This window comes from Ruegeria sp. B32 (assembly GCF_025141855.1).
Lineage (GTDB): Bacteria > Pseudomonadota > Alphaproteobacteria > Rhodobacterales > Rhodobacteraceae > Ruegeria > Ruegeria arenilitoris.
On the sequence record NZ_CP081106.1, the window covers coordinates 1157700 to 1181988 of the forward strand.

Below are 24289 nucleotides of genomic sequence, written 5' to 3' on the forward strand. Positions count from 1 at the left end.
GCGCTTGTGGCAGTCTTCTTCGCATTTGAAGAAAAGTGGATAAGTAGGAGGGGCACATGGAAATTCGAACCACATCCGGGCGCGGCCGTCTATACGACAGCGTCCTGGACACGGTCGGCAACACGCCGTGCATTCGCATCAACAAAATCGCGCCGGCCAACGTGACGGTCTACGTCAAGTTTGAAGCCTTCAACCCCGCGGGCTCGGTCAAGGACCGCCTTGCGCTGAACATCATCGAAGCTGGCGAAAGGGAAGGTCGGCTGAAACCCGGGCAAACGGTCGTCGAGGCTACCTCGGGAAATACCGGGATTGGTCTTGCGATGGTATGTTCCGCAAAGGGTTATCCGCTTGTGGTCACTATGGCTGACAGCTTCTCGGTGGAACGCCGCCGGTTGATGCGGTTTCTTGGGGCCAAGGTTGTGCTGACGCCTCGTGCGCTCAAGGGTTTTGGGATGTACTCCAAGGCCAAGGAGTTGGCCGAGGCAAATGGCTGGTTTCTCGCCAGCCAATTCGAGACAAGCGCCAACGCCGACATCCACGAGGCCACGACAGCGAGGGAAATACTCAGCGATTTCGAAGGAGAGCGGCTTGATTACTGGATCACCGGTTATGGAACAGGCGGCACCGTTTCGGGCGTGTCGCGCGTGCTCAAGCGCGATCGACCTGACGCCAAGATCATCCTGACCGAGCCTGCAAACGCTGCGATTGTCGGGTCTGGCTACGTGAACACCCGCAACGAGGCCCATCAGCCCACTGAGAGCCATCCGGCCTTTGAACCGCATCCCATTCAGGGTTGGACGCCCGACTTCATCCCGTATGTGCTTCAGGAAGCTCTGGACAATGCATATTATGATGAACTGCTTCCCGTCGCCGGAGCGGACGGCATCGCCTGGTCCAGGCGTCTGGCCGCAGAGGAGGGGATCTTCACCGGAATCTCAGGGGGATCCACATTTGCCATCGCAATGGAAGTGGCCAAAAGCGCCCCGGACGGATCGGTGATGCTGGTGATGCTGCCCGACACAGGCGAACGGTATCTTTCGACACCGCTCTTTGACGGGATTGCCGAAGATATGACGGATGAGGAACGAGCGATTTCCATGTCGACACCAACGGCGCAAATGCCGTCTGAGTGAGCCTGGCCTCGTTGCTAGTCTATCCGGGTTTTAGAACGTTCGATCTGCGGCGTTGATGCCGTCTGAAAATCTGCGGACAGCGTGGTTGCCGCAATGCGTGGCCAGACGGTCAAACGATCCGGTTGGGTTGTGATTCAGAAGTTGAGCGGACCTCAACCGATAGCCGCCGAGTTTCCTGTGTCACGGCCGCGTCTGTGCGGTCGAATGCTGACCTGAAGTGTCGATCGACAAAGCCTATCGTTGACAAAAGACTTGCTTCTTCGAGGGAAGTACAGAATTTGCACCGTCAACTGAAAGGCTTTTGGGTGCCCTTGTGCAAGGCGGATTGGGTGATCCAGCACCTCCGCGACCTCAGGCTGGGGATGTATCATCTTCTGGGCCATTCGATGGGCGGCATGATCGCTCAGGAAATTGCCCGCCGGGATTTTGAAAGGGTGGACCGATTGGTGTTGTACGCAACCGGCGCGATTGGCGTTTTACCCGGGCGGTTCGAGACCATTGAGGAAAGCAAAAAGCGTGCGGCAGAGGACGGCCCCGCCGCAACTGCCCAAAGGATCTCTGCAACTTGGTTTCTGGATCGTGAAGCCGCACAAGGGTTTGAGCACTGCGCCGCTGTCGCCGCGCAAAGCAAACTGGCTGCAATAAACGCCGGCCTGGACGCGATGCACTCCTGGTCCGGAGAGCAGAACCTCAGCCAAATCCGGCAGGAAACACTTGTGCTTTGGGGCGATCGGGATCGGACTTATCCGTGGAGCCAGACGCATATGCTTTGGCAAGAAATCCCCAAGACCTCGCTTGCGGTCGTGCCGGGTTGCGCCCATGCGGTTCATGCCGAGAAAACTGAACTATTCCAGCTTCTGGTCTCCGACTTTCTTGAGTGATGGGCACTGCAGGCGGCAGGGCGCTCTGCAGGAAACAGCCGAGTTCGGGCTGTTGAAGTTTCATTGGCGTTTATTCAAGAGCCAAGCGGGTTTATCTTCGTGCCAGTCGCAGCGCACGGGTTTTCCGCGCAGGGCCAGAAAGACCTATGTGAATCGCTCGTGGCTCGATTTGACGGCGACACGGGGCCCACACTCAAGTCTCACGAAATGCTTTCGCAAAGTAGTCGCTGAACGGTTTGATCAGGTAGGCAATCGGTGTTCTGTCCTGCGTCCGTATGAAGGTTTCGACCGGCATTCCAGGGACCAGAGGTGTTTCCGCGGGCAGTTTTTTCTGCTCGCCGGCGTTCAGTGCGATCTCGGCTGTGTAGTAGGTCTGGTTTGTCGAAGCTTCCTCGAACGCATCCGCAGAAACCAGGGTGACCCGTCCTGTCAATTCGGGCGTCTTGCGCTGATCCATGGCCGAAAAGCGCAAAACGACATCTTGTCCGACGAACATCTGGTCGACGTGAATGGGGTCGACGCGGGCACTTATGATCAGCGGACGATCCTGCGGAACCAGGTACAATACCGGATCAGCCGGTTTCACAACCGCGCCAAGGCTGAAGATGTTCAATCCGTGTACGACCCCAGAGACAGGCGCCGTGATTTCAAGGTTGGCGATACGCTCTGCAATATTCGTCGTTTCCTCGCGCAACTCCAGTTCCCGATACCGTAGGTCCCTGAGGCGGGTAATGGCATCTTCGCGACGTTTGCTTTGCAATTTGAGGATCTGAATCTCGATTTCTGTCTTTCGCCCTTCGGATTCCGCGATACGGGCTGTCAGGTCACCCATCGTGCCGCTCAGGCGTGCCTCTTCCCGTTGCAATGACAGAACGCGGGATGCGGGGGCCAATCCGCGTTCAAACAAAGACTCCTGATCCGTCAGTTCCTTTCGGATCAGGTCCAGCTGGGTGGCAAGCGCCAGTTTTTGAGCATCAATCCCGACAATCTGGCTGTCGATCTGACCAACCCTTTTGACTTGCTGATCGATCTCCTGCGCGATGGATTGCTTGCGCGCCACAAACAATCGTTCCTGCCCATAGACCAAGTCCGCGATGTCGATGTCCAAAGATGCGGTTTGCTGAAGTATGGGATCAAAGCGAATTTCTTCGTTTCCGTCTCTTTCCGCCTCAAGCCGGCCGCGGCGGGCCATGAGTTCGTAAAGCTCTTTTTCGGCGATCGCCAATTTGGTGGCAAGGTCATTGGATGCCAGCTTGATCAGGACATCACCGGCCTCGACCAGGGACCCTTCGTCGACAAGTATCTCGGCGACCACGCCGCCATCGGGGTGTTCCACAACCTGTTGATTTTGATCGACTTCAATTCGACCGCTGGCAACTATTGCCCCGGCAATATTGGTCGTGAAGGACCAATATCCAAAGCCTCCAAGCAACAGCATCAGACCCACGAGACCCACGAGCACTGGTCCGCGCGCTGACCAGGAAAGGGACGAGTTGATGTCGGACCGTTCCGGTTTCATTTCAGGCCTCCCTGTCTGGCGGTTTTTGCGATTTGTTCGTGGTTGATAACGAGTTTCCGAAGCACGTCTTTCTTGGCGCCGAAGTCCCGGACGGTGCCGTTTTCCAGCATTATCAGCTTGTCGCATTCCTGGATTGCGGCCGGTCGATGGGCCACGATCAACACGGATTTTCCGTTTGCCTTGAACTCTTCAATTGCGCGATTGACCGCGGCACTGCCTTCGACGTCGAGGTTTGAATTTGGTTCGTCCAGCACGAGCAGCACGGGGTCTCCGTACATGGCGCGGGCAAGGCCGATACGTTGCATCTGACCACCGGAGAGCTGCCCTCCGTTCGCCGATACGTAGGTGTCGTAGCCATCAGCGAGCCGCAGTATCATCTCATGCGCATCTGCCTTCTTTGCGGCTGCCACGACGGCGGCATCGTCCGGCTCGGGCGCCATTCGGGCAATGTTTTCGGCAATGCTGCCGTCGAACAGTTGAAACCGCTGCGGAAGATAGCCGATAAGGCTGCCAAGTTCGGTCGAGCCGTATTGATCCAGCGCGGCGCCATCCAGCCGGATCGTGCCGCTGTGCGGACGCCATACGCCAGTCAAGGATCTGGCGAGTGTGGACTTCCCCGCGCCGGATGATCCAATCAAGCCAACTGCTTCGCCTGGTATCACGCTGAACGAAACGGATTTCAGAGCGGCTTGCCGTGAGTTCGGCGGAAAGACGGTCAGGTTTTGAACAACCAACTTGGCTTTGGGTTTCGGCAGTCGCGTATTCACACGTTCGGGCGGTACGGTGCCGAGCAGTTCGGCCAGATTGTCCCAGCCTCTTTTTGCGGTCTGAACCAACTGCCATTGCGCCACAAGCTGCTCCATGGGCGCCAGCGCCCGGCCCAGCAGGATTGAGCTGGCAATCATTGCGCCTGCAGTCAGTTCCCCCTGAAGCACAAGAAATGCACCGACGCCAAGGATGGCCGACTGCAAAAACAACCGGAAAGTCTTTGTTACATTGGCAAAGCTGCCGCTTACGTCGGCCGAGCGGATCTGCTCCTTCAGCGCCCGGTCGCGCAACGTCTTCCACCGCGTGAAGGTCGCATCGCGCATACCCATCGCCTCAACGATTTCGGCTTCGTTCCGCAGCTGGTTGGACATTGCTTCGGACGAGGCGACAGCACGGCTGGCATTCGACATGGGGCGTGCCGAAAAAACTCGGTTCAAGCCGGTAAGTGCCAAGATGACCAAGCCACCCAGCACAGCGACAGCACCAAGCCAAGGGTGGAATATCCAGATGCCCAAAAGGAAAACGGGAGTCCAAAACACATCGAAAAAGGCCATTGGAACCGGAGAAGACAAAAGCCGCTGAACAGCCTCAAGATCGCGCAGGCCGGTTTCCGTTTGATCGTCCGGAGCGACCGAGGCCTTGCGCTGCACCGCCTCGAATACCCGACGGTCAAGGCGTGCCTGGAAACGCGCCGCGACGCGTCCGAAAATCCTTCCCCGAGCATATTCAAGCAGGCCCAGAATGCCGTACAAGAACGCAACAAGCACCGAGAGAGCGACCAGCGTTTCCACGGATCGGCTGCCCAAAACCCTGTCGTACACCTGCAGCATGTACAATGGCCCGGTCAGCATCAGAAGGTTGGTGAAGCAACTGAGAACACCGACAAAAACGTACAGCCGCCAGCTTTCCCGACGCACTTCGCGCAGTTCCTGACGCCCCGTTTCAACTACGAATTTGGGTTTTCCCATTGGCCGTCACCTTTGCTCTCAACTGATGACCGATACGCTGATCTGACCCGGTTGGATTTGTTTTTGGTTTCGGCCTCAGTGGGCGCCGGAACGATCCACACGGTACCGCCGGGGACATATCGTGATTCAGAAATATTTGATCCGAACGGCCTGTGCGCTCCGTACCAGCGGTAAGCCAATCATTGGCTTGCAAATCTCAGGTGGAGGAAATTATGACGACAATTGCAGGAATTGCCGCAGGAAATCCAAGCTTTAGCATTCTTGTCGCAGCAATAGGTTTTATCGATGACCAGAAGGGGACTGACTACCTTGGTGTCCTCAGTGGAACTGCCGGTGACCCTTCTGCGACCTACACGGTTTTTGCCCCGACAAACGCGGCATTCGGGCAGCTTGCAGCTGATCTGGGTTTTGCGGGCGACGTTACTGACACCGCAGCCGTAACCGCATTTCTGACCTCTCTGAACGAAGATCCGGTGGAAACCGCAACGCTGCTTGAGACGATCGTCACCTATCATGTTGCAGCAGGCACCCAAGGGTCGTCCGAGATTGCGTCGGCGGGTTCGGTGACCTCACTTCAGGGCGGAGTGATCGACGCGTCTGAACTGCCGACACTTGGCGATCTGGAGCCGGACCTCATCAATCCGTCGCTGGTGCAGACAGACATCCTGGCGGACAATGGCGTGGTCCACGTGATTGATCGCGTTCTGCTGCCGATCGATCTGCCAGGCAATGACGCCCCGACGATTACGGAAACCGTTCTGGCGGTAAGCGGCGCATCCGGCTTTGACGAAAACGGAGGTGATTTCGACATTCTCCGAGAAGCTCTGATCGCGGCTGATCTGGCGGGCGCCCTTAATGACCCGAATGCCGACCTTACCGCCTTCGCGCCGACCGATGACGCGTTCATCGCGCTCTCGAACTCACTGGGATACGAAGGCAGCGATGAGGGCGGAGCGTTTGCATACCTTGTTGACGCACTGCGTTTGCTCAACGGCGGAAACGATCCCATCGAGCTGTTGACGACGGTGCTGACATACCATGTCTCGGGTGAAAGCCTGCAGGCCAGCCAGGTTCTGGCGTCTGAGGAAATCGAAACGCTCCAGGGCGGCACGATTGGTGTGGATGCCGAGACCCTTACCCTGGTCGATGCCGATCCGGACGTTCAGGATCCAAGCCTCATCGCGACCGACATTCAGGCGTCGAACGGTGTGATCCATGTATTGAACGGCGTTCTGCTGCCCGCCGATCTGCTGCAATCTGACGGTTCAGGGGCAGTCGATTTCGTCATCGGAGACGACGGCCGCGAAGTTATCCGCACAGGTCGGGACAATGACCTGATCGATGCCAAAGGCGGCAACGATATCGTTTTCGCAGGAAGTGGTGACGATCTGGTTCTCGCCGGTGACGGTCGGGACAAAGTTTTCGGCGGTAAGGGTGACGACACCCTGAACGGCGAGGGTGGAAACGACATCATCTTCGGCGGCCGTGGAAATGACGAAATTTCTGGCGGTGGCGGAAACGACAAACTCATCGGCGGCTCGGGCTCCGACAGCTTCGTCTTCGAACAAGGCGGCGGTCATGACACTGTGTTCGGCTTTCGCGCAGGTCGCGACAAGATCGACCTCAGCGCATATGGCTTCACAGATTACGAGGAAGTCGAGGATGCGATCAGCGGCCGTTTCTTCAAGACCAAGATCGATTTGGGAGACACGGAAATCTCGTTGTTCGGCGTCCGCGCCAGCAGCCTAGACGAAGGTGATTTCATTCTCTGATAGGCAAGCCCGCCTGGACCGACCAAAACTGTTTGGGCGGGCTTTTCTTGTTGAAACGGCTTCACAATATTTTTCGGGAACAGTGTTTTGGCGTGTGTGTGGCGACAGCCCGGGCAAACGGCGTTACTCGCCTTAAGTCATTATTTTTAAATATTTTAACTATTTGGGTCCGCGTGCATCCTGCAAGGCACAGGCACCCAATCAAGGTCGAAAACTTGTGATTACGGCGGTGCCGGGCGAGGTCGGGCCACGCATCGCGCGAAGCTCACCGCTGGCATCCGCAAGGCGGACCTCTCGGGCCACCATCGGCTGTATGTCAACGTCACCCCGCTCGATCAGTCCAAGCAGACGCGGGTATTTCCAGGACGGCATGCCCCGGGTGCCAAAAACCGAGAGCTGTTTGGAATATATCGCGCGCATGTTCATGCGCATCCAACCTTCACCCGACGGCATCCCAATCTGTACATGACGGCCCAAGATCGCGAGGCACTCCAGCGAAGCATTCGTCGTGGTTTCGATGCCCAGCGCTTCGATGGAAACCTGCGCTCCTCCACCGGTGATTTCCAGGATCGCGGTCGCCGCATCCTCTTCGGATGCATTGACCGTCGCGTCCGCGCCGTGGAGTTTTGCGTGCTCGAGTTTCTCATCGACCACATCCACCACGACAACCCGGCATCCCAGCATTTTCGCAAGCAAGAGAACGGACAGACCAATTCCACCGGTTCCATGGACAGCAACCCATTCGCCCGCAGCAACATCTGCTCGGTCCGTCAAAGCATGCCATGCGGTAGTGACGCGGCAGCCCAGGCCGGCGGCGAGGGCAGGGGAGAGTGTGTCTGGCAAGTGAACCAAGTTATGGTCGAAGGGCACCGCAACATATTCCGCATAGGCGCCCGGTGCGCCAAATCCGGGAACGATCTGGTTGGCGCAGGTATTCGACACTCCGGTTTGACAGGCATGGCAACTGCCGCACCCCAGGATGAATGGGGCGATGAGGCGATCACCCACCTTGTGCTTCGCATTCGACCCGGCCTCGACAACGGTTCCACAGTACTCGTGCCCCAGAATGGAGCCGTTTTGAACTTTCGGGTGGGCACCGGACCAGCCGTGGTAGTCCGAGCGGCACACGCCGCAGGCGGCGACCTCCAAGACCACTCCGTTGTCGGGGCAGGTTGGGTCTGGGACCGTTTCAATCGAAAGGTCTTCGTTGAACTCTCTAACGACTGCAGCTCGCACTTCGCGCTCCCAAAATGGTTTCTTCGACCGCGAAATCCCGTCCCGTCAAAACTAGACGGGTCGGTCGCCTTTCACGGTTACACGCCGCCCTTTTCGTTCCGCGGGCCAATAGTCCCAGATGGCGCGATGCATACAGCAACGATTGTCCCAAAACGCCATATCGTTGAGCGACCACCGGAACCGGATTTGATAGTTGATCTGTTCGGCATGCTCGAAAAGCATGTTGAGGATCGCCTCACTTTCCTTGTCCGACAAGCCGATAATCTTCGTTGTGAACGTTCGGTTGACGAAAAGCGATTTTCGTCCTGTCTCGGGGTGAGTTCTGACGATCGGATGAATTGCTTCGGGGCAATCAATATCGGCGTCCTTTTGGCCCCGGTCGCTGTACCGGCCCTTGTAGATGTGTTCGGAGCTGTGGAGGGCGGACAGTCCGTCGAGCATGCTTTTGATCGGTTCGGACAGATCGTCGTAAGCCGCATACATATCGCTGAACATGGTGTCCCCGCCGCAAGGAGGGGCAATGTGGATCTGAAGCATTGTTCCCAATGGGGGCGTCTCATCACATGACACGTCCGAGTGCCAGAACTCACCGTTGGCTACCTTTGAATTTTTGGTGGCATGGATCTCGAATATTTCCGGGTATCCTTCCATCGTTGGGGCTGCGGGGTGTGCGTGGAGCGGCCCGAAGCGTTTCCCAAACTCGATGTGCTGCGCAGGCGGTATCTCTTTCTGCTCTTTGAAGAACAGAACCTGATAGGTGTGAAAGGCATCGCGGATTTCGGCGAACTGGTCGTCGGGCACAGGCTGGCTCAAATCGACCCCATAGATCTCGGCCCCGAGGTTCGGAGCGAAAGGCTTGGCAACGATGGACGTGTAGGTGTTGGACTTTGGGGCAACCATGGGGACCTCGGGGCGCTGTTTCATTGAGCTTGTTTCGCGCAGGGTACAGATCAAAAAATGTAAACAAAAACGAAAATGATTTGATCCATCGGTGAAAATCTCTCACCTTTTGCGGGTCCGGCAAAAGTGGTGAGGTCTTTGAGATGAGCATCCGAGCGTTGCGAACTTTGATCGCAATACATCGGCATGGAAGCTTTCGAGCAGCATCGGAGGCCGAGCATCTGACGCCGTCGGCGGTAAGCCATCAGATGCGGAATCTTGAAGCCATGTGGGGGCTCGACTTGTTTGACCGGTCGGCGAAGACACCCAAACTGACCAGTGCGGGGCTCATGCTTGTTGAAGAAGCGGCGGCGGTCGTCGCCGCGTATGATGGCCTGGCTGACAAGGTGAGATTGGACAAGGAACTTGCCGGCGAGATCATCTTGGGTGCAGTTCCAACGACTTTGACGGGTTTGGTGCCTGCTGCGTTATCAAGGCTGAAGTCAGAACATCCTGACGTGCGTGTCAGAATTGTTCCGGGCTTGACCAATCAGCTGCTGTTGCAGCTGGACCGCAAGCAGGTTCACGCAGCAATCATCTCACGCCCGGATATTCTGCCGAAGTCGCTGGAGTTCTCGGAAATCGTGACCGAGAAACTGGTCGTGCTCGTCTCGGAAAACACTCCGGACCTTTCTCCCGAAGAGCTTCTCGGCGCACTGCCGTTTATTCGGTTCACTCGCGACGCGGTTGTGGGGAGGCAGATCGAGACCTGGTTGCAAAGGATGGGTATAGAAGTCAAAGACGCCATGGAGCTTGAAAGCCTTGAGGCAATATCAAGCATGGTCGCCGCTGAACTCGGGGTCTCGATCATACCTGACAGTCGTCTGGCGTCTTATGACCATTTACAGCTCAAAAAAATTCCTCTGGAGCAGTTCGGACCCCGACGCATCGTCGGTCTTGCGAGTGTCGCAATGTCACCCCGTGCCAGAATGGTAGACGCAGTCCGGAGCGCACTGCTGGATGCGGTGGGAGCTTAGCCGGTTCTCTGGCGGAGCCGTAGCCCCTGATTGCTTTGGTGGCTGCACGTCATTGAAGCCAAAAGCCGGTAGAGTGGCGGCGATGATTTTCGCTGCACCCAGCACCAGTTTCGTCATCGACGGGCGGGCTGCTGTTCGCTCGAAAACTGTGCATCTATTGGTAGGCCACCAACTGGAAAAGCCCGTACAACTTGCAAAGTTTGAATTGATCGTCACACTTCTCGTATGAGCGAGTATTTTGATGAGATGTTCAACGGCGACGGATCTCTCAGAGGTCCTTACGAAGAGATCGGACGTTGGTTCAATGCGGAAGATGTCTCACGGCTGAGGGCCAAACAGCGCGAAGCCGAAGAAGTTTTCAGGCTGACGGGGATTACTTTCAACGTCTACGGCAAGACCGAGGCCGAAGAACGTTTGATCCCATTTGATATCGTTCCGCGCGTGATTTCAGGGCGCGAATGGCAACGTCTGGAACGCGGCATCGAACAGCGGGTTCGGGCGATCAATGCGTTTCTTCACGACATCTATCACCGTCAGGAAATCGTGCGTGCCGGTCGCGTGCCGGCAGAGATGATTGCAAGCAACGAAGCCTTCCTGCCGCAGATGCTGGGTGTCTCACCGCCGGGGCAGGTCTACACCCATGTGGTCGGCGTCGATCTGGTGCGTACCGGGCCAGACGAGTTCTTTGTATTGGAAGACAACGCCCGTACGCCGTCCGGGGTCAGCTACATGCTCGAGAACCGGGAAACCATGCTGAAGATGTTCCCCGAGCTTTTCAGCGCCACGAATGTGCGCAATGTATCCGATTATCCCCGCAATCTGAGACGCTCGCTTGCGTCCAGTGCGCCGGCCTGCGCGGACGGCGAGCCGACCGTCGCGGTATTGACTCCGGGGATCTACAATTCAGCCTATTATGAACATGCGTTTCTGGCCGATCAGATGGCCGTGGAACTGGTCGAGGGCCACGACCTGCGGGTTGTCGATGGGCGCGTCTGCATGCGCACCACGCGTGGTTACAAACCAATCGACGTTCTTTACCGCCGGGTTGACGACGATTTCCTGGACCCGCTGAATTTCAACCCGGACAGCGCGCTGGGCGTACCCGGCATTCTGGACGTCTATCGGGCCGGGGGCATCACGATCGCCAACGCGCCGGGCACGGGCATTGCCGATGACAAGGCAATCTATTCCTACATGCCTGAAATCGTTGAGTTCTACACGGGCGAGAAGCCTCTGCTCAAAAACGTTCCTACGTGGCGCTGCAGCGACCCCGAGTCGCTGTCCTACGTATTGGACAACCTGTCGGATCTTGTCGTCAAAGAGGTGCACGGCTCGGGCGGCTATGGAATGCTGATCGGCCCGACCGCCAGCAAGAAAGAGATTGCGGCCTTCCGTGACAAGCTCAAGTCGCGGCCGTCGAACTATATCGCGCAGCCCACGTTGTCTCTCTCGACAGTACCGATCTTCGCCCGTTCGGGACTTGCCCCCAGGCATGTCGATCTGCGGCCATTTGTTCTGGTGTCCCCGGATGGGATCGAAATCACCCCCGGCGGCCTGACGCGCGTTGCGCTGAAAAAAGGGTCCCTGGTCGTGAATTCAAGCCAAGGCGGCGGGACCAAAGACACCTGGGTTCTGGAGGACTGACCATGCTGGGAAAAACTGCTGGCGGGTTGTTCTGGATGTCCCGGTATCTTGAGAGGGCGGAAAACACGGCCAGACTGCTTGAAACAGGCCAGAGGATGGCGCTGACCCGGACCAAGAACTCCGATGCGGAATGGGGCTCGGTTCTGAAAACCGCCGGCGTTTTCGGCGGTTACAGCGCCAAATATGATGAGATTTCAAAAGACAATGCCGTGGATTGGATGTTGCGTGATGCCGACAATCCATCCTCGATCAAGTCGGTCATCAAGCAGGCGCGAGATAACGCGCGCGTTGTTCGAACTGCATTGACCCATGATGTCTGGAGTGCGGTGAACGCCACGTGGATGCAGATTGATCAAGCCATGAAGCGCCGCGTGAACGAGAGAGACCTGCCGGGGACGCTGGAGCTTATTCGTCAACAGGCGGCTCTGGTTCGTGGTGCGACGCTAGGGACCATGCTGCGCAACGATATTTTCGACTTCACCCGGATCGGCACCTTTGTCGAGCGGGCCGACAATACCGGGCGCATCCTGGACGTTAAGTACTATGTCCTTCTGCCCACGGCCTTTTCGGTCGGCTCGTCACTGGACAACATCCAATGGGAAAGCATCCTGCGGTCCGTGGGTGCGGGTGGTGGCTATCGCATGACCCACGGCCAGAATACCCGGCCGTCGGAAATTGCGCAGTTTCTGATCCTCGATCAGCGGATGCCTCGCAGCCTGCATTTCTGCTGCAGGAAGATCCAAGAGAACCTTTCTTATCTCAGCAAAGACTATGGCTTTGCGGGGCCGTCGGTTACGGCGGCCAATGCGCTGTCCGAGAAGTACCTCGACCGGCAGATTTCCGATATCTTTGACCTTGGGCTGCACGAGTACATTCAGGACTTTTTGAAAGATCTCGGAGACTTGAGCCGCCAGATTGAAGTTGACTACCGGTTCTATGAGTGACCAATGAAACTGCATATTCGCCACGAGACACGATACGATTTCGACGCGCCGGTTCCCTTTGGCCTGCAGCAGCTGAGAAAAACACCCAAATCCTTCCGCAATCAGAATATCTTCTCTTGGAGCACCGAAGTGACCGGGGGGCGCAAGGAGCTGAGCTTTGAGGACTACCATCGCAACACGGTGGAACTGATCAGTTTCGAAGCGAATACCCAAAGCATCTCATTGATCTCCGAAGGTGTTGTCGAGGTTGAAGATACGCATGGTGTGTTGGGACGTCACGAGGGCTCGACGCCGTTGTGGCTTTTTCAGCGGAGCACGCCTTTGACAACGCCGGGCAAGGGTGTTGCAGACGTGATCGCCGCTTTGCCGGATGGTGAGCCGCTTGAGCGGATGCATGCCCTGTCCGAAAGAGTTCGGGCTCAGGTCTCCTACGAAGTGGGTGGCTCGCACCCGGACTGGAGCGCAGAAGACGCTCTCAAGGCCGGGTGCGGCGTGTGCCAGGACCATGCGCATGTGTTCATCACCTGTGCGCGGAAGATCGGTGTGCCGGCCCGCTACGTCTCGGGTTACCTGATGATGAACGAAACCGAATTGCAGGATGCCACTCACGCGTGGGCCGAGGTTCATTTGGACGGGCTTGGCTGGGTTGGATTCGACGTGTCCAACGGGATTTCACCCGATGACAGATACGTGCGTGTCGCAACCGGTCTGGACTATGCCCAGGCGGCCCCGGTAATAGGAAACAGAATTGGGGCAGCGGGCGAGCAGTTGACGGTTCAATTGCAGGTCGCACAGCAGTAACGGAGAACCTGATGACCTATGCTGTGGGCATGCGGCTGAACCGCGGACTGGTTTTCATGTCGGACACGCGCACGAATGCAGGTGTCGACAACGTGTCCACCTTCAACAAGATGTTCAATTGGACCGTCGAAGGCGACCGTTCAATCACCTTGTTGACGGCTGGCAATTTGGCGACCACCCAAGCCACCATAAGCCTGCTGGAAGAACGTACAAAAGCACCGGAAGACCGGTCGCCGTCGATCCTTGAAGCGCCGACGATGTTTCAGGTCGCCCAATTGGTTGCGGCGACGCTGAACGACGTCATCGAGGGGCATTCCCGAGCGGGCCAACAGGCAGACAGCGCCTTTCACGCGACCCTGATCCTGGGGGGGCAGATCAAAGGCGGCCCGTCGCGCCTGTTTCTGATCTATCCCGAGGGCAATTTCATCGAGGCCGGTGAGGATACCCCGTTCTTTCAGATCGGTGAGACGAAGTACGGCCGCCCCATACTGGTACGTGCGTTTGATCCGGACATGAGCTTTTCCGAAACGGTAAAGCTGTTGCTGGTCAGTTTCGATTCAACGATCAAGGCCAATTTGTCCGTCGGTGCACCGCTTGATCTGCTGCTTTATGAGGAAGACAGCCTTACGGCCGGCACGCGTTCAAGGTTCGAGCCTGACGATCAGTACTTTCGGACCATATCCGAAGGGTGGGGCGATGCGCTGAAGGTCGCCCTGTCAAAGCTTCCGGCATACGAAGCCTGAGGAGCGAATTCTTGTGCTCCCGCAGGGCGCAGGTTTCAGGCTGCCAGACCCTCAGCAGCCATTTGACTCAGGGTCACTCAGATAGGCGATCATCTGGTCCAGGTCGCGGCGAATCCCGTGCAGGTCTTTGATCTTTTGATCCACATCGGCCAACTTGCTTTTTAGGTTCGCGATCACCTCGGGCCGCGGGATAGTGTTTTCCGGGTCTTCCGGAAGGAAGCGCTTGATTTCCGACAGAGAAAAGCCAAGCGACTTGCTCATTGCGATGGTTTTGATACGAGAAATCATTGCGTCGGGATAGTCGCGATAACCGTTCTCCAGACGCTCGGGCGGTGGGATCAGGCCGTGTTTTTCGTAGAACCGAATGCTTGACGCTGACACGCCCGTGGCTTCTGCCAATTTTCCGATCTTCATGCCCTTGACCTTCAACCATTGTCGAAGGTTTATATCACCTGGGATCGAGAAGAAAAGGATCCCAAGATGACTGTTTCACCGCTGTTCGAACCGCTCACATTGCCAAATGGCGCGGTTCTCAGAAACCGTCTGGCAAAAGCTGCAATGGAAGAAAGTCTGGCGGCTTTCGGGCAGGTGCCAGACGAGAAAATTCACCGGCTTTTCCGCCGCTGGGCCGCGGGCGGCGCGGGCCTGTTGATCACTGGAAATGTAATGGTCTCGGCTGATGCGCTGTCCGGCCCCGCCAGCGTGGTTCTGGAAGACGGAACTGATCTTGCGCCTTTCCGGGAATGGGCCGAGGCAGGGCAGATGCGCGGCGGAGCAATCTGGATGCAGATCAATCATCCCGGTCGTCAGGTCCTGGCGAGCCTGGGAGAAGAAACGGTGTCGGCGTCCGACGTTCCGGTCGAGATCCCCGGTATGTCCAAAAATTTCAACCCGCCGCGGGCCCTGACCGAGGCCGAAATTCAAGACCTGATTTCCCGTTTTGCTCGAACAGCTGCGTTGGCCGAAGAAGCAGGATTTGACGGTGTTCAGATACATGCCGCCCACGGCTATCTTATCAGCCAGTTTCTATCGCCCTTGACCAATCGCCGTACCGACCATTGGGGCGGCTCTTTGGAGAATAGGGTGCGTTTTCTGTTTGAGGTCGTTCGCGCGATCCGTGCCAGCGTGTCCAAGAGTTTCACCGTTTCGGTGAAGCTGAACTCGGCTGATTTTCAGAAAGGTGGATTTGGGCAGGATGACGCCAAATGGGTGGTCAACCAACTTGGCGATATGGCTATTGATCTGGTCGAATTGTCCGGCGGTTCCTATGAGAGTCCGGCCATGCAGGGCAGGCAGGAGGATGGCTCCAGCACGGCCCGGCGCGAAGCCTATTTTGTAGACTTCGCGCGGGAGATCGCTGCTGACGCGAAAATGCCGATCATGGTGACCGGCGGCATTCGCTCTCGGGCTGTTGCCGAGGATGCATTGGCCAACAACCGGGGCGGGATTGGCGTCTCGGTTCTGGGAGTGGCTCGCGCGATGGCGTTTGAACCTGATCTTGTCGAAAACTGGCGGAATGGCAAATCAGAGTCGGTCAATATCCCGGAAGTGTCTTGGAAAAACAAAAGGCTGGCGGGGTTCGCCTCGATGGTGCTGGCGTATTTCCAGCTTGAACGACTGGCAAATGGCAAGCCACCGAAAGTACCTCACTCGGCATTTCTCGCGCTGATGCGAAATCAGATGCGGGCGAAGCGATGGACGAAACGTTACCGTTCCTGGCGCGATGTCCGAGCATAATGTGGTCAGGGACGCCTAAAGCAGGGATCCAACGGCGTTTGTACTGGTATCACCGTGTGGCGGCGCCTTTGACGCTTGGCTTCCGGCACCGACCGCAGGTGTTTCTGCCGTTGCCGCCAGAGTTGGAAATGGGCGCAACCTTACACAGGTTGCGCCCGAATTTTTGCCTGCTCGCCGCTTCTAACCAAGCAACCCTGGCAGGGTCAGCGAGATCGCGGGCACAAAGGTGATCAGCATCAGAGCGACCAGAATTGCCAGGTAAAAGGGCCATATCGTCCGAACCGCCTTTTCCATCGGCAGTTTGCCAACGGCGCAGCCGACAAACAGGCAGGAGCCAACCGGAGGGGTGCACAGTCCCAGGCCCAGATTCACCAGCAAGATCATTCCGAACTGCAGGGGATCAATGCCAAGGCTGTTGGCAACCGGCAGGAAGATCGGCGTGCAGATCAGGATCAGGGCCGCCATGTCCATGATCATGCCCAGAAGCAACAAGACCGCATTGATCATCAGCAGGATAAGGATCGGGTTTTCCGTCAGGCCTGTCAGAAGATCCACCGTTTTGTCCGGCACTCTGTAGAAGGTCAGCATATAGGCAAAGGCACCCGCGCAGGCGATCAGGATCATGACCATGGCCGTCGTGCGTACGGCCGACGCAACCGCGATGCAGAACTTGTCCCAAGTGATACTCCGGTAGACCACGAGCGTGACGACAAAGGCATAGATTGCGCCGAACGCCCCGGATTCAGTGACCGTGAAGATGCCTGACAGGACACCTCCGACGATGATCACGGCAGTCAGCAGCCCGGGGATCGCGCTGAGAAAGCTGATGACCAGAGCCTTCCAGCCCGGAAAGGTTTCGGCCTGATACCCTCGGCGCACCGCAACAAGATACGCGGCGACGGCTAGGCAGAGGCACATCAACACGCCCGGAACTACGCCCGCAAGGAAAAGCTTCGAGATCGAAATGCCGCCCCCCGCTGCAATGGCGAAGATGATCATGTTGTGGCTGGGAGGGATGATGATCCCTGCGATCGACGACGTGACCGTCACATTGACCGCATAGTCCGCGTCGTAGCCTTTTTCTTTCATCACGGGAACCAGGATGGAACCCAGTGCAGAGATATCAGCAATGGCCGATCCGGAAATCCCACCAAACAACATCGACGAAAACACATTCACGATGCCCAAGCCCCCACGAACGGCGCCGACCGCGGCTGACGCGAACCGCACCAGACGCATGGCGATCCCGCCGTGGAACATCAGTTCACCGGCGAAGATGAAAAACGGGATTGCCATCAACGAGAAAACGTTGATGCCCGAGATGATCCGCTGGAACCCGATCATCAGCGGCAAACCTTCGAACCAGAAGGCCGAGATGGCGGCAATGCCCAAGGCGAAGGCCACGGGTGTTCCGATCAGTACACACAGGGCGAAGACGCCAAGCAAAAGAAGAATTCCCATGATCCGCCTCTATTCGATGCTGTCTTTTCGCTCGTCAAAACCGACGCAGAGGCGGATCAGGTGACCAACGGAAAACACAAGGATAAGGCCCCCGCCAATGGTCAGGGGCAATGACCGCAAGCCTTCGGGAACCTGGATCAAGGGGATGAGCGACCCCCATTTGAACATCGTAAGCCGCGCCCCGAACACCAGCATCAGAGCACCGAATCCGGCCATGATCACATCCGTGCAAACGACCAGAGCCGTCCTGACTCGCCGCGGAACGGCCGAGCGCACGAGGGACACGGACAAATGCGTGTTGTCGTGCACACCAACCGCCGCGCCGATGAACGCGATCGTCATGACCAGCAACAGGGCGACCTGCTCGACCCACGTTGGCGTTGCGTTCAGGACGTAGCGGCCGAAGACGAGCCAGCCGAATATGATGGTGACCACGACCAGCGCGACACCGGTCACGATCCGGCATGCATCGGCGATGCGGTCGAGGATCCTGACCATAGTGCGCACTGAGGACGGGGGCGTAGATGTATTGCTCATAAGCCTGAAACTCTTGATCAGATGTCCGGCCCCGCATTGGCGGGGCCGGACGGTATCAGATCCGATACGGTCCGATCACTCGGTCGCCTGGATGGTTTCAACCAACGGGCGGAGGTCAGGGTTGGTTGCGAAATAGGCCTCGTAGACCGGGGCCATCGCGGCCTGGAACGGCGCTTTGTCGGCCACTTCGTTGACTACCACACCCGCAGCCTCGACCGCCGCGCGGCTGGCCGCTTCACGCTCAGCCCACAATTGCCGCTGCAACTCGGCGGACTCTTGCGCCGCCTCTCTGACTGCGGCCTGCAGTTCAGGCGACAAGGCGTTGAATTTGTCGGTGTTGACGCACACGCATTCAGGGATGATCAGGTGCTGGGACAGCGAGTAATAGCCGGCAACCTCGAAATGGCCGGTCGACTCGTAGGACGGCCAGTTGTTCTCGGCGCCATCGACGACCCCGGTCTTCAGGGCCTGATAGACCTCGGCGAAGGCCATGGGCGACGGGTTGCCGCCAAGTTCGGCAATCATGCCGGTGAACAGATCGTTGTTCATGACCCGCACTTTCATGCCCTGGACATCGGCCGGGGTATTGATCGGCTTGGTCCCGTTGTAGAAGGATCGGGCGCCGGCGTCATACCAGGCAAGCGGGGTCAATCCCTTGCCTGCCATACCGGCCGCGATCGCGGCACCGCCCTCGCTGTCCAGAACGCGGAACATGTGGGGGACGTCCTTGAAGATGAAGGGCAGTGAAACGACATTTGCCTCGGCGACAATCGGGCCGATCGGACCCAGGTTGAAATTTCCGACCTCCAAGGCGCCAGCGCGGACCTGTTCGACCGCATCGGGCTGGCTGCCCAATGTGCCGCCGTGGAACATTTGCAGGTTGATTTCACCGCCGGTCTTTTCGGTGACCAGTTCGGCGAATTTGTCCATCGCGACAGTATTCGGGTAGCCGTCTGCGTGGATGTTCCACCCGCGCCAATCCTCGGCCAAAGATGCGCTGCCGGTCATGACGACCATGGCTGCGGCGCCGATCAGTGTTTTTGCAAGTTTGGTGTTCATGCTTTCCTCCCTAGAAGCAGACAGATGTTTTTGGTGATCGGTCGAAGCCGGCTATGAAAAGAGCAGGCCTCCGTTGATGTCGATGTTCGCGCCCGTAATGAATGCGGCGGCGTCCGAGGCCAGAAACGCGACGAGGTTTGCCACATCCTCGGACGTGCCTTCGCGTTTCAGCGGTGTGGCGCTGGCCACGTTGGTTCGAACTTCGGTCTTGGTGAAGACATTGTGGAAGTCTGTGTCGATCATGCCCGGGCAAACCGAATTGATCCGGATGTCGGGCCCCAGTTCCTTGGCCAGCCCACGTGTCATCGTCATGACCGCCCCCTTCGAGGCCGCATAGGCAACCGCGCCCGGACCACCGCCGTCACGACCCGCCTGACTGGCGAACCCGACGATCGCGCCGCCTTTTTTCATGTGCGGCAACACCGACTGAACGGCGCGGGCAAAAGAAGTGGTGTTCAGGTCCATAACGTAACGCCAATGGTCCATGTCCATCTCAGACAGGGTCTTTCGGGCCACCAACCCTCCGGTCACATGGACAAGAATGTCGATCCGGGGCCCGAAGGCGGCAATCGTTTCTGAGACCAGCCTGTCCACATCCGCGCCTGACGTCATGTCGCCCTGTACGGCAATCGCCTGACCGCCGGCAGCCGTTATCTCCTGGACCGCCGACTCTGCACCCGTAGATGAGCTGTGATAGTTGATTGCGACCGACGCTCCGGCCTCGGCCATTTTCAGAACGCAGGCACGGCCGATGTCCCGTCCGCCGCCGGTCACGATCGCAACCTTCCCTGCAAGGTCCCGGTTCAGGCCAATCTGTTCAGCGTTCAATTCGGTCATTCTCTTGTCCCTTTGGATCCCCGGTCAGCCTGCCGGCGCGCCCGTTCCGATATTTGAGTTCGAACGGGCATGAAGCAGTGTTGCGTATTTTAGTCGACTAGGATACTAGTATTGTCAACAACTTTGTTTGAGGGTCACAAAGGGCATCGCACGGCGCGTGCCAAAATAATTGGCTGGAGTTACATTGAGGAGTATCGAGGGAGGGGCCTCGAGCCACGGAAAACCACCCGAGTTGGTCATGCGCAGAAAAAAGGCAAGAAATGCAAAGTATTACGGACAAGATCGAGCGGCGCACAACCACTGACATCGTTTATGAGAGCCTGTACGAGGCGATCGTTTCGCTTGAAATTCTGCCGGGGACGAAACTGTCCGAAGCAGACATCGCAAAGAAGTTTGAGGTGTCCAGGCAGCCGGTCCGCGATGCTTTCAACAGGCTCGAGGCGCAGGATTTGCTGCTGATCCGTCCTCAGAAAGCCACTCGGGTCCGCAGCTTTTCAATGGAACGGATCGGTCATGCACGCTTTGTTCGCCTGGCCGTCGAGTTGGAGGTGGTGCGCGCTGCATGCCAGGTCTGGAGGCCCGAGTACTCGAAGTTGCTGGAAGACAACCTCAAGCGGCAGAAAGACGTGGTTTCAAGGAAAGAGGCCGAAGAGTTTCATCAACTCGACTACGACTTTCACCGGTTGATTTGCGAGCTGAGCGGCAACCCGCTGGCCTTCGACACGATTCAGGAATGCAAAAGAAAGATCGACCGCCTGTGCGTTCTGAGCCTTGGGCGCGAGAGCGAGGCCGAGACTCTGGTTCGGGATCATGTGGCGCTGGCCAAGGCGCTTGCAGACCGCGACGAGGCGGTGGCGAGCGAAACCATTCGCCGTCATCTGGGCCGTATCGACAAGACCATCGAAGAGGTTCACGCGAAACATGCCGAGTATTTCGAGTGAAATGAACGCCGCCACCTGACCGAGGACACTGCATCATGACCAATAGCTATCCGATTGTGTCGCCCGCGCCGGGCGTCATGCGCCAGATCTTGGCAGATCACGAAGACCTCATGATGGTGTCCTTCCGCTTTGAGAAAGGTGCCGAAGGCGCACTGCACGACCACCCGCATGTGCAGTCGACATTTGTGCGGTCCGGGCGGTTCAATTTCGTCATCGGAGATCAGGAGCGAGAGCTGGGGCCCGGTGACAGCCTGATCATTCCGTCCGGCGTAAGCCATGGTTGCGTTTGCCTGGCGGCCGGAGAGTTGATCGACTGTTTCACGCCCAGGCGGGACGACTTTCTGTAAGGCGCATTCCGCGAGCGCTCTTGCCGTGGCCCGCGATTACTTTGACCCCATGAGGCCGGGTAACCTGTTTTGTGGCAAAACGGGCCGGGCAGGGGGCATGTCATCGCGCCGGATATCGGATCAACAGGCAGCGGCCCCGCAGCTTGGGCTAGGAATTGCGGTCCTCGCGTGCTGATCCAATGCCAAGGATCAGGTCAGCGCATCGTTCGCCCAGAATCATGGCGGGTGCGTTTGTGTTGCCTGCGTTGATGTCCGGCACGGCGGACATGTCGCACACCCGCAAGCCCTCGATTCCGCGCACGCGCATTCTGGGGTCCAACACGGCCATTCCATCACCGTCCCGGCCCATTCTGGCCGTGCCCGCCGGGTGATAGTTGGTTTTCACGAACCGTTTGCAATGTGCTCGCAGCGTCTGGTCGTCGTCCGCCGTCGGAATCACGATTTCGCGGATCCTTTGTGCAAGCGGGCCCGAGGTGAATGCTCGACGAAAGAAACGCTGCCCCAGGATCATCTCCTGCATGTCGTCTTCATGCTTCAGAAGATTCGGCGAAACTACTGGCATGGCGTCGGGGTCTGCCGAGCGAAGCCGAACCTCTCCGCGTGATTTCGGTTTGACCACGACAGTCGTGACGGTCAGGCCAAAGTCATCTTGCACCTCGTCAAGCGCGTCGCGATCCAGATAGACGATGGGAACGCAAAATGCCTGAATGGTCGGTTCTCCATCAGGGTTCGACGGATTGACGAACGCGCCGGCTTCTACCCCGGCCGAAGTCACCGGGCCGCTGCCGAACAGCTTGAACTGGATGCCGTTGCGCAGCATCCGCCAGCCCTCACCTTGTTTGAAATATCCGTAGGGGCCGTTGGCAAAGGCGGTGATCGGAACTTCGGGGTGGTCGATCAGGTTTTGGCCGACCCCGGGCAATGGGCAGACCACGGGAATATCGTGTTCAGCAAGATGTGCATCCGGTCCGATACCCGACAGCATTAGAATTTTCGGAGTGATCAGGGCGCCAGCCGCAAGCACAACCTCACCATCACATCGGACGGTGTGGGACCCGCGTTTGTCTCGATACTGCACGCCGACGGCCCGATCGTTTTCGATGATGACTATGCTGACTTTTGCGCCCAGCCGGATGGTCAAATTTGGGTTCGCCGCGAGAGGGGCGAGGAAAGCGTAAGCTGACGAGCTGCGCTTTCCAGCGCGATTGGTGAACTGATAGAACCCGACGCCGCGCTGGGTTGCGCCGTTGAAGTCCGTGTTGAATGGTTCGCCAAGGGCCTGCACCGACTGAACGAACCAACGGGACATGTCGTCGATATGCCCCGGATCCGAGACCTGCACCGGACCGGCGCTGCCATGCAGGTCGTTGTGCAGCCTGTTGTTGCCTTCCATCCTGCGGAAATAAGGCAGCACTTCGTCCCACCCCCAACCGACCCCGTCGTTGGTCTGTCGCAGCAGGTCGTTCCATGCGTCATAGTCAGAAGGCCGACCGCGCATATAGACCTGCGCATTCACCGACGACCCGCCGCCCAGCACGTTGGCCTGCGGAATGTCATGCACGCGGCCGTCGAGGTGGTCCTGCGGTTCGGTCTGGTGGTAGGTCATGAACTTGGACCCGTTGATCATCTTGAAGATACCCGGCGGCATGTCCAGCAGTGGATGGCGATGCGAATGCCCCGCCTCTAGCACCAGAACCCTGCACTTGCCTTTGTTGACCAGCCGCGCTGCTGCCGCGGCGCCGGCCGAGCCGCCGCCGATGACGATGTGATCGAAGGTTTCCGTCATGATTTCGCCTTCAGGTCCGGCGTTTGGGCTCGCTGATCGAGTCGCGCTCGACCAGTTCGCATTCCAGCTTCACGAGTGGATGCCGCTGACCGTCCGTCGGTCCATGGAACAGCTGTTCGACGACCCAGCGTCCCATCGCCCGGGTGGGAAGGATCATCGACGTCAGGGGCGGCGACAAGTGCCGCGCGGTTTCGTCATCGTCAAATCCGATGACTGAAATGTCCGCGGGGATGGACAGGCCAAGTTCCTTGAGAGCCTCATAGCAGCCGATGGCCATGCGGTCATTCTGGCAGAAAATGGCGGTTGGCGGAGAGGGCAGGTCCATCAATTCGCGCGTGGCGGCGTAGCCTGCGCTGGGCAGCCAGTTGCCCTCGATGACCAAATCCTCGTCAAATGGGATGTCGGCGGAAGCCAGGGCGTTTCTGTACCCGGTCGTACGCCCGGCGGCGCATTCCATGAACGGCTCGCCGGTGATGGTGGCAATTCGTTTGTGCCCGGCCTTGATCAGGGCGTTGGTCGCCGTATGTCCGGCAGCGACTTCGCCGGGGATCACCGCAGGAAAAGAGAGGTCGTCGCAGAAGCAGTTCAACAGCAGAACCGGGGTAGCCGTCTGCCTGAGGATATCCGGCACGACCACCCGCCGCGTAAAAACGGTCGCGTAGATGATGCCTGCAACCTGTTGGTCGAGGAAATACCTCAGCGTTCTGGGCTCGACCTCGGGGTCGTTTTGGGTTTCGGCCAGCAACACAAGGTTTCCGGTGTCCCGAACGGCCTGTTTCACCCCGTTGAACGCGTTCACCATCTCGGGGCTCGACGCCAGATCATCCACGACGAAAGCTATGGTTCCGTCCAGAGCCGCGGGCCGGCGCGCGCTGTCCTGGGGTTTCCTGAGTTGAGAGGGCATGGCGTATCCAAGCGTGTTGGCGGCATCCAGGACCCGTTGCTTGGTATCCTCGGAGATCTTGACGGAATCATTCTTGTTGAGAACCAGCGATACTGTCGTCTGCGAACACCCGGCGACGCGCGCAATGTCGTGCATCGTCACGCGCTGCCGGCCCGCGACTCGTCCTACACCCCTGTGCTGCCCGGCTTTGTTCGCTTGATCGTTCATCGCTCAACCTTTTTGTTCGCATCCTTTTTATCGACTATGCGGAGGGTGCGCAACTAATATTAGTAGGTGATAATTAATATTAGTGTTGACGAAATAATATTATTAGTGTTTTGATCGGCGGTGCGGTCGCCATTGTGGTCTGGCCGAG

General features: G+C 57.9%; 22 protein-coding genes. 11 read left to right on the forward strand and 11 right to left on the reverse strand.

The window, feature by feature from the left end; translation table 11 throughout:
• Positions 1-56: 56 nt before the first annotated feature.
• Both K3752_RS05965 and K3752_RS05970 read left to right on the forward strand, forming a co-directional pair.
• Positions 57-1133: a PLP-dependent cysteine synthase family protein gene (locus K3752_RS05965; protein ID WP_260065523.1), complete on the forward strand. Its 1077-nt coding sequence runs from the start codon at positions 57-59 to the stop codon at positions 1131-1133.
• Between the two features lie 329 nt (positions 1134-1462).
• Positions 1463-2014, forward strand: a complete 552-nt coding sequence (locus tag K3752_RS05970; RefSeq protein ID WP_260065526.1) for an alpha/beta fold hydrolase — start codon at positions 1463-1465, stop codon at positions 2012-2014.
• A gap of 193 nt (positions 2015-2207) precedes the next feature.
• Here K3752_RS05970 and K3752_RS05975 read toward each other — a convergent pair whose 3' ends face one another.
• Both K3752_RS05975 and K3752_RS05980 read right to left on the reverse strand, forming a co-directional pair.
• Complete coding sequence (locus K3752_RS05975) at positions 2208-3533, reverse strand: HlyD family type I secretion periplasmic adaptor subunit (RefSeq protein WP_260065529.1); 1326 nt, start codon at positions 3531-3533, stop codon at positions 2208-2210.
• Positions 3530-5269: a type I secretion system permease/ATPase gene (locus K3752_RS05980; RefSeq protein WP_260065531.1), complete on the reverse strand. Its 1740-nt coding sequence runs from the start codon at positions 5267-5269 to the stop codon at positions 3530-3532. Before K3752_RS05980 ends, K3752_RS05975 begins: the two co-directional genes overlap by 4 nt.
• A gap of 212 nt (positions 5270-5481) precedes the next feature.
• Here K3752_RS05980 and K3752_RS05985 point away from each other — a divergent pair, with 212 nt between their 5' ends.
• A complete protein-coding gene (locus K3752_RS05985; protein WP_170368237.1) occupies positions 5482-7041 on the forward strand; it encodes a fasciclin domain-containing protein in 1560 nt (519 codons plus the stop codon).
• Between the two features lie 201 nt (positions 7042-7242).
• On the opposite strand, the gene K3752_RS05990 is transcribed toward K3752_RS05985, so the two are convergent.
• Entirely contained in the window at positions 7243-8277 is a 1035-nt protein-coding gene (locus K3752_RS05990) for a zinc-binding dehydrogenase (RefSeq protein WP_260065534.1), read from the reverse strand.
• A gap of 51 nt (positions 8278-8328) precedes the next feature.
• Positions 8329-9201, reverse strand: a complete 873-nt coding sequence (locus K3752_RS05995) for a TauD/TfdA family dioxygenase (protein WP_217355907.1) — start codon at positions 9199-9201, stop codon at positions 8329-8331.
• Between the two features lie 119 nt (positions 9202-9320).
• Here K3752_RS05995 and K3752_RS06000 point away from each other — a divergent pair, with 119 nt between their 5' ends.
• The 5 genes from K3752_RS06000 to K3752_RS06020 all read left to right on the forward strand — a co-directional run bounded on the left by K3752_RS06000 (position 9321) and on the right by K3752_RS06020 (position 14325).
• A complete protein-coding gene (locus tag K3752_RS06000) occupies positions 9321-10193 on the forward strand; it encodes a LysR family transcriptional regulator (RefSeq protein ID WP_260065537.1) in 873 nt (290 codons plus the stop codon).
• Between the two features lie 225 nt (positions 10194-10418).
• A complete protein-coding gene (locus K3752_RS06005; RefSeq protein WP_260065538.1) occupies positions 10419-11837 on the forward strand; it encodes a circularly permuted type 2 ATP-grasp protein in 1419 nt (472 codons plus the stop codon).
• Between the two features lie 2 nt (positions 11838-11839).
• A complete protein-coding gene (locus K3752_RS06010; RefSeq protein ID WP_170366848.1) occupies positions 11840-12781 on the forward strand; it encodes an alpha-E domain-containing protein in 942 nt (313 codons plus the stop codon).
• Positions 12782-12784: 3 nt separating this feature from the next.
• The gene (locus K3752_RS06015) at positions 12785-13582 is read left to right on the forward strand and encodes a transglutaminase family protein (RefSeq protein WP_260065541.1); all 798 of its coding nucleotides are present in this window, start codon (positions 12785-12787) and stop codon (positions 13580-13582) included.
• An 11-nt stretch (positions 13583-13593) separates the two neighbouring features.
• A complete protein-coding gene (locus K3752_RS06020) occupies positions 13594-14325 on the forward strand; it encodes a proteasome-type protease (protein ID WP_170339269.1) in 732 nt (243 codons plus the stop codon).
• Positions 14326-14376: 51 nt separating this feature from the next.
• On the opposite strand, the gene K3752_RS06025 is transcribed toward K3752_RS06020, so the two are convergent.
• A complete protein-coding gene (locus K3752_RS06025; protein ID WP_170368241.1) occupies positions 14377-14739 on the reverse strand; it encodes a MerR family transcriptional regulator in 363 nt (120 codons plus the stop codon).
• A 66-nt stretch (positions 14740-14805) separates the two neighbouring features.
• Between K3752_RS06025 and K3752_RS06030 the strand changes: the two genes are divergently transcribed.
• Complete coding sequence (locus tag K3752_RS06030; protein ID WP_260065544.1) at positions 14806-16062, forward strand: NADH:flavin oxidoreductase/NADH oxidase family protein; 1257 nt, start codon at positions 14806-14808, stop codon at positions 16060-16062.
• A gap of 180 nt (positions 16063-16242) precedes the next feature.
• Here the strand turns inward: K3752_RS06030 and K3752_RS06035 are convergent, their stop codons facing one another.
• The 4 genes from K3752_RS06035 to K3752_RS06050 form a co-directional block, all read right to left on the reverse strand.
• Positions 16243-17523 carry a TRAP transporter large permease gene (locus K3752_RS06035; protein ID WP_170339264.1) on the reverse strand — a complete coding sequence of 427 codons (1281 nt, stop codon included), beginning with the start codon at positions 17521-17523 and terminating at the stop codon, positions 16243-16245.
• A 9-nt stretch (positions 17524-17532) separates the two neighbouring features.
• Positions 17533-18060: a TRAP transporter small permease gene (locus tag K3752_RS06040; RefSeq protein WP_170339262.1), complete on the reverse strand. Its 528-nt coding sequence runs from the start codon at positions 18058-18060 to the stop codon at positions 17533-17535.
• Between the two features lie 75 nt (positions 18061-18135).
• On the reverse strand, positions 18136-19119 hold the full coding sequence (locus K3752_RS06045; protein WP_260065546.1) for a TRAP transporter substrate-binding protein: 984 nt from the start codon (positions 19117-19119) through the stop codon (positions 18136-18138).
• Between the two features lie 51 nt (positions 19120-19170).
• The gene (locus K3752_RS06050) at positions 19171-19956 is read right to left on the reverse strand and encodes an SDR family NAD(P)-dependent oxidoreductase (RefSeq protein WP_260065548.1); all 786 of its coding nucleotides are present in this window, start codon (positions 19954-19956) and stop codon (positions 19171-19173) included.
• 260 nt (positions 19957-20216) lie between these two features.
• On the opposite strand from K3752_RS06050, the gene K3752_RS06055 reads away from it, so the two are divergent.
• Positions 20217-20897 carry a GntR family transcriptional regulator gene (locus tag K3752_RS06055; protein WP_260065550.1) on the forward strand — a complete coding sequence of 227 codons (681 nt, stop codon included), beginning with the start codon at positions 20217-20219 and terminating at the stop codon, positions 20895-20897.
• Positions 20898-20932: 35 nt separating this feature from the next.
• Positions 20933-21244 (forward strand): cupin domain-containing protein, encoded by a 312-nt coding sequence (locus tag K3752_RS06060; protein ID WP_260065552.1) that lies wholly within the window; start codon positions 20933-20935, stop codon positions 21242-21244.
• Positions 21245-21392: 148 nt separating this feature from the next.
• On the opposite strand, the gene K3752_RS06065 is transcribed toward K3752_RS06060, so the two are convergent.
• Both K3752_RS06065 and K3752_RS06070 read right to left on the reverse strand, forming a co-directional pair.
• Positions 21393-23030: a GMC family oxidoreductase gene (locus tag K3752_RS06065; RefSeq protein ID WP_260065554.1), complete on the reverse strand. Its 1638-nt coding sequence runs from the start codon at positions 23028-23030 to the stop codon at positions 21393-21395.
• 10 nt (positions 23031-23040) lie between these two features.
• Positions 23041-24141, reverse strand: a complete 1101-nt coding sequence (locus K3752_RS06070) for a LacI family DNA-binding transcriptional regulator (RefSeq protein ID WP_260065556.1) — start codon at positions 24139-24141, stop codon at positions 23041-23043.
• Between the last annotated feature and the right edge of the window lie 148 nt (positions 24142-24289).

What these genes read in the sequence shown, in the direction of transcription:
- K3752_RS06015 (WP_260065541.1), top strand. Translation starts at nt 12,785, where the DNA reads ATGAAACTGCATATTCGCCACGAGACACGATACGATTTCGACGCGCCG.
- K3752_RS06025 (WP_170368241.1), bottom strand. Translation starts at nt 14,739, where the DNA reads ATGAAGATCGGAAAATTGGCAGAAGCCACGGGCGTGTCAGCGTCAAGC.
- K3752_RS06000 (WP_260065537.1), top strand. Translation starts at nt 9,321, where the DNA reads ATGAGCATCCGAGCGTTGCGAACTTTGATCGCAATACATCGGCATGGA.
- K3752_RS06045 (WP_260065546.1), bottom strand. Translation starts at nt 19,119, where the DNA reads ATGAACACCAAACTTGCAAAAACACTGATCGGCGCCGCAGCCATGGTC.
- K3752_RS06020 (WP_170339269.1), top strand. Translation starts at nt 13,594, where the DNA reads ATGACCTATGCTGTGGGCATGCGGCTGAACCGCGGACTGGTTTTCATG.
- K3752_RS05975 (WP_260065529.1), bottom strand. Translation starts at nt 3,533, where the DNA reads ATGAAACCGGAACGGTCCGACATCAACTCGTCCCTTTCCTGGTCAGCG.
- K3752_RS06055 (WP_260065550.1), top strand. Translation starts at nt 20,217, where the DNA reads ATGCAAAGTATTACGGACAAGATCGAGCGGCGCACAACCACTGACATC.
- K3752_RS06010 (WP_170366848.1), top strand. Translation starts at nt 11,840, where the DNA reads ATGCTGGGAAAAACTGCTGGCGGGTTGTTCTGGATGTCCCGGTATCTT.
- K3752_RS06035 (WP_170339264.1), bottom strand. Translation starts at nt 17,523, where the DNA reads ATGGGAATTCTTCTTTTGCTTGGCGTCTTCGCCCTGTGTGTACTGATC.
- K3752_RS06040 (WP_170339262.1), bottom strand. Translation starts at nt 18,060, where the DNA reads ATGAGCAATACATCTACGCCCCCGTCCTCAGTGCGCACTATGGTCAGG.
- K3752_RS05995 (WP_217355907.1), bottom strand. Translation starts at nt 9,201, where the DNA reads ATGAAACAGCGCCCCGAGGTCCCCATGGTTGCCCCAAAGTCCAACACC.
- K3752_RS05985 (WP_170368237.1), top strand. Translation starts at nt 5,482, where the DNA reads ATGACGACAATTGCAGGAATTGCCGCAGGAAATCCAAGCTTTAGCATT.
- K3752_RS05980 (WP_260065531.1), bottom strand. Translation starts at nt 5,269, where the DNA reads ATGGGAAAACCCAAATTCGTAGTTGAAACGGGGCGTCAGGAACTGCGC.
- K3752_RS06030 (WP_260065544.1), top strand. Translation starts at nt 14,806, where the DNA reads ATGACTGTTTCACCGCTGTTCGAACCGCTCACATTGCCAAATGGCGCG.
- K3752_RS06065 (WP_260065554.1), bottom strand. Translation starts at nt 23,030, where the DNA reads ATGACGGAAACCTTCGATCACATCGTCATCGGCGGCGGCTCGGCCGGC.
- K3752_RS06005 (WP_260065538.1), top strand. Translation starts at nt 10,419, where the DNA reads ATGAGCGAGTATTTTGATGAGATGTTCAACGGCGACGGATCTCTCAGA.
- K3752_RS06070 (WP_260065556.1), bottom strand. Translation starts at nt 24,141, where the DNA reads ATGAACGATCAAGCGAACAAAGCCGGGCAGCACAGGGGTGTAGGACGA.
- K3752_RS06050 (WP_260065548.1), bottom strand. Translation starts at nt 19,956, where the DNA reads ATGACCGAATTGAACGCTGAACAGATTGGCCTGAACCGGGACCTTGCA.
- K3752_RS06060 (WP_260065552.1), top strand. Translation starts at nt 20,933, where the DNA reads ATGACCAATAGCTATCCGATTGTGTCGCCCGCGCCGGGCGTCATGCGC.
- K3752_RS05965 (WP_260065523.1), top strand. Translation starts at nt 57, where the DNA reads ATGGAAATTCGAACCACATCCGGGCGCGGCCGTCTATACGACAGCGTC.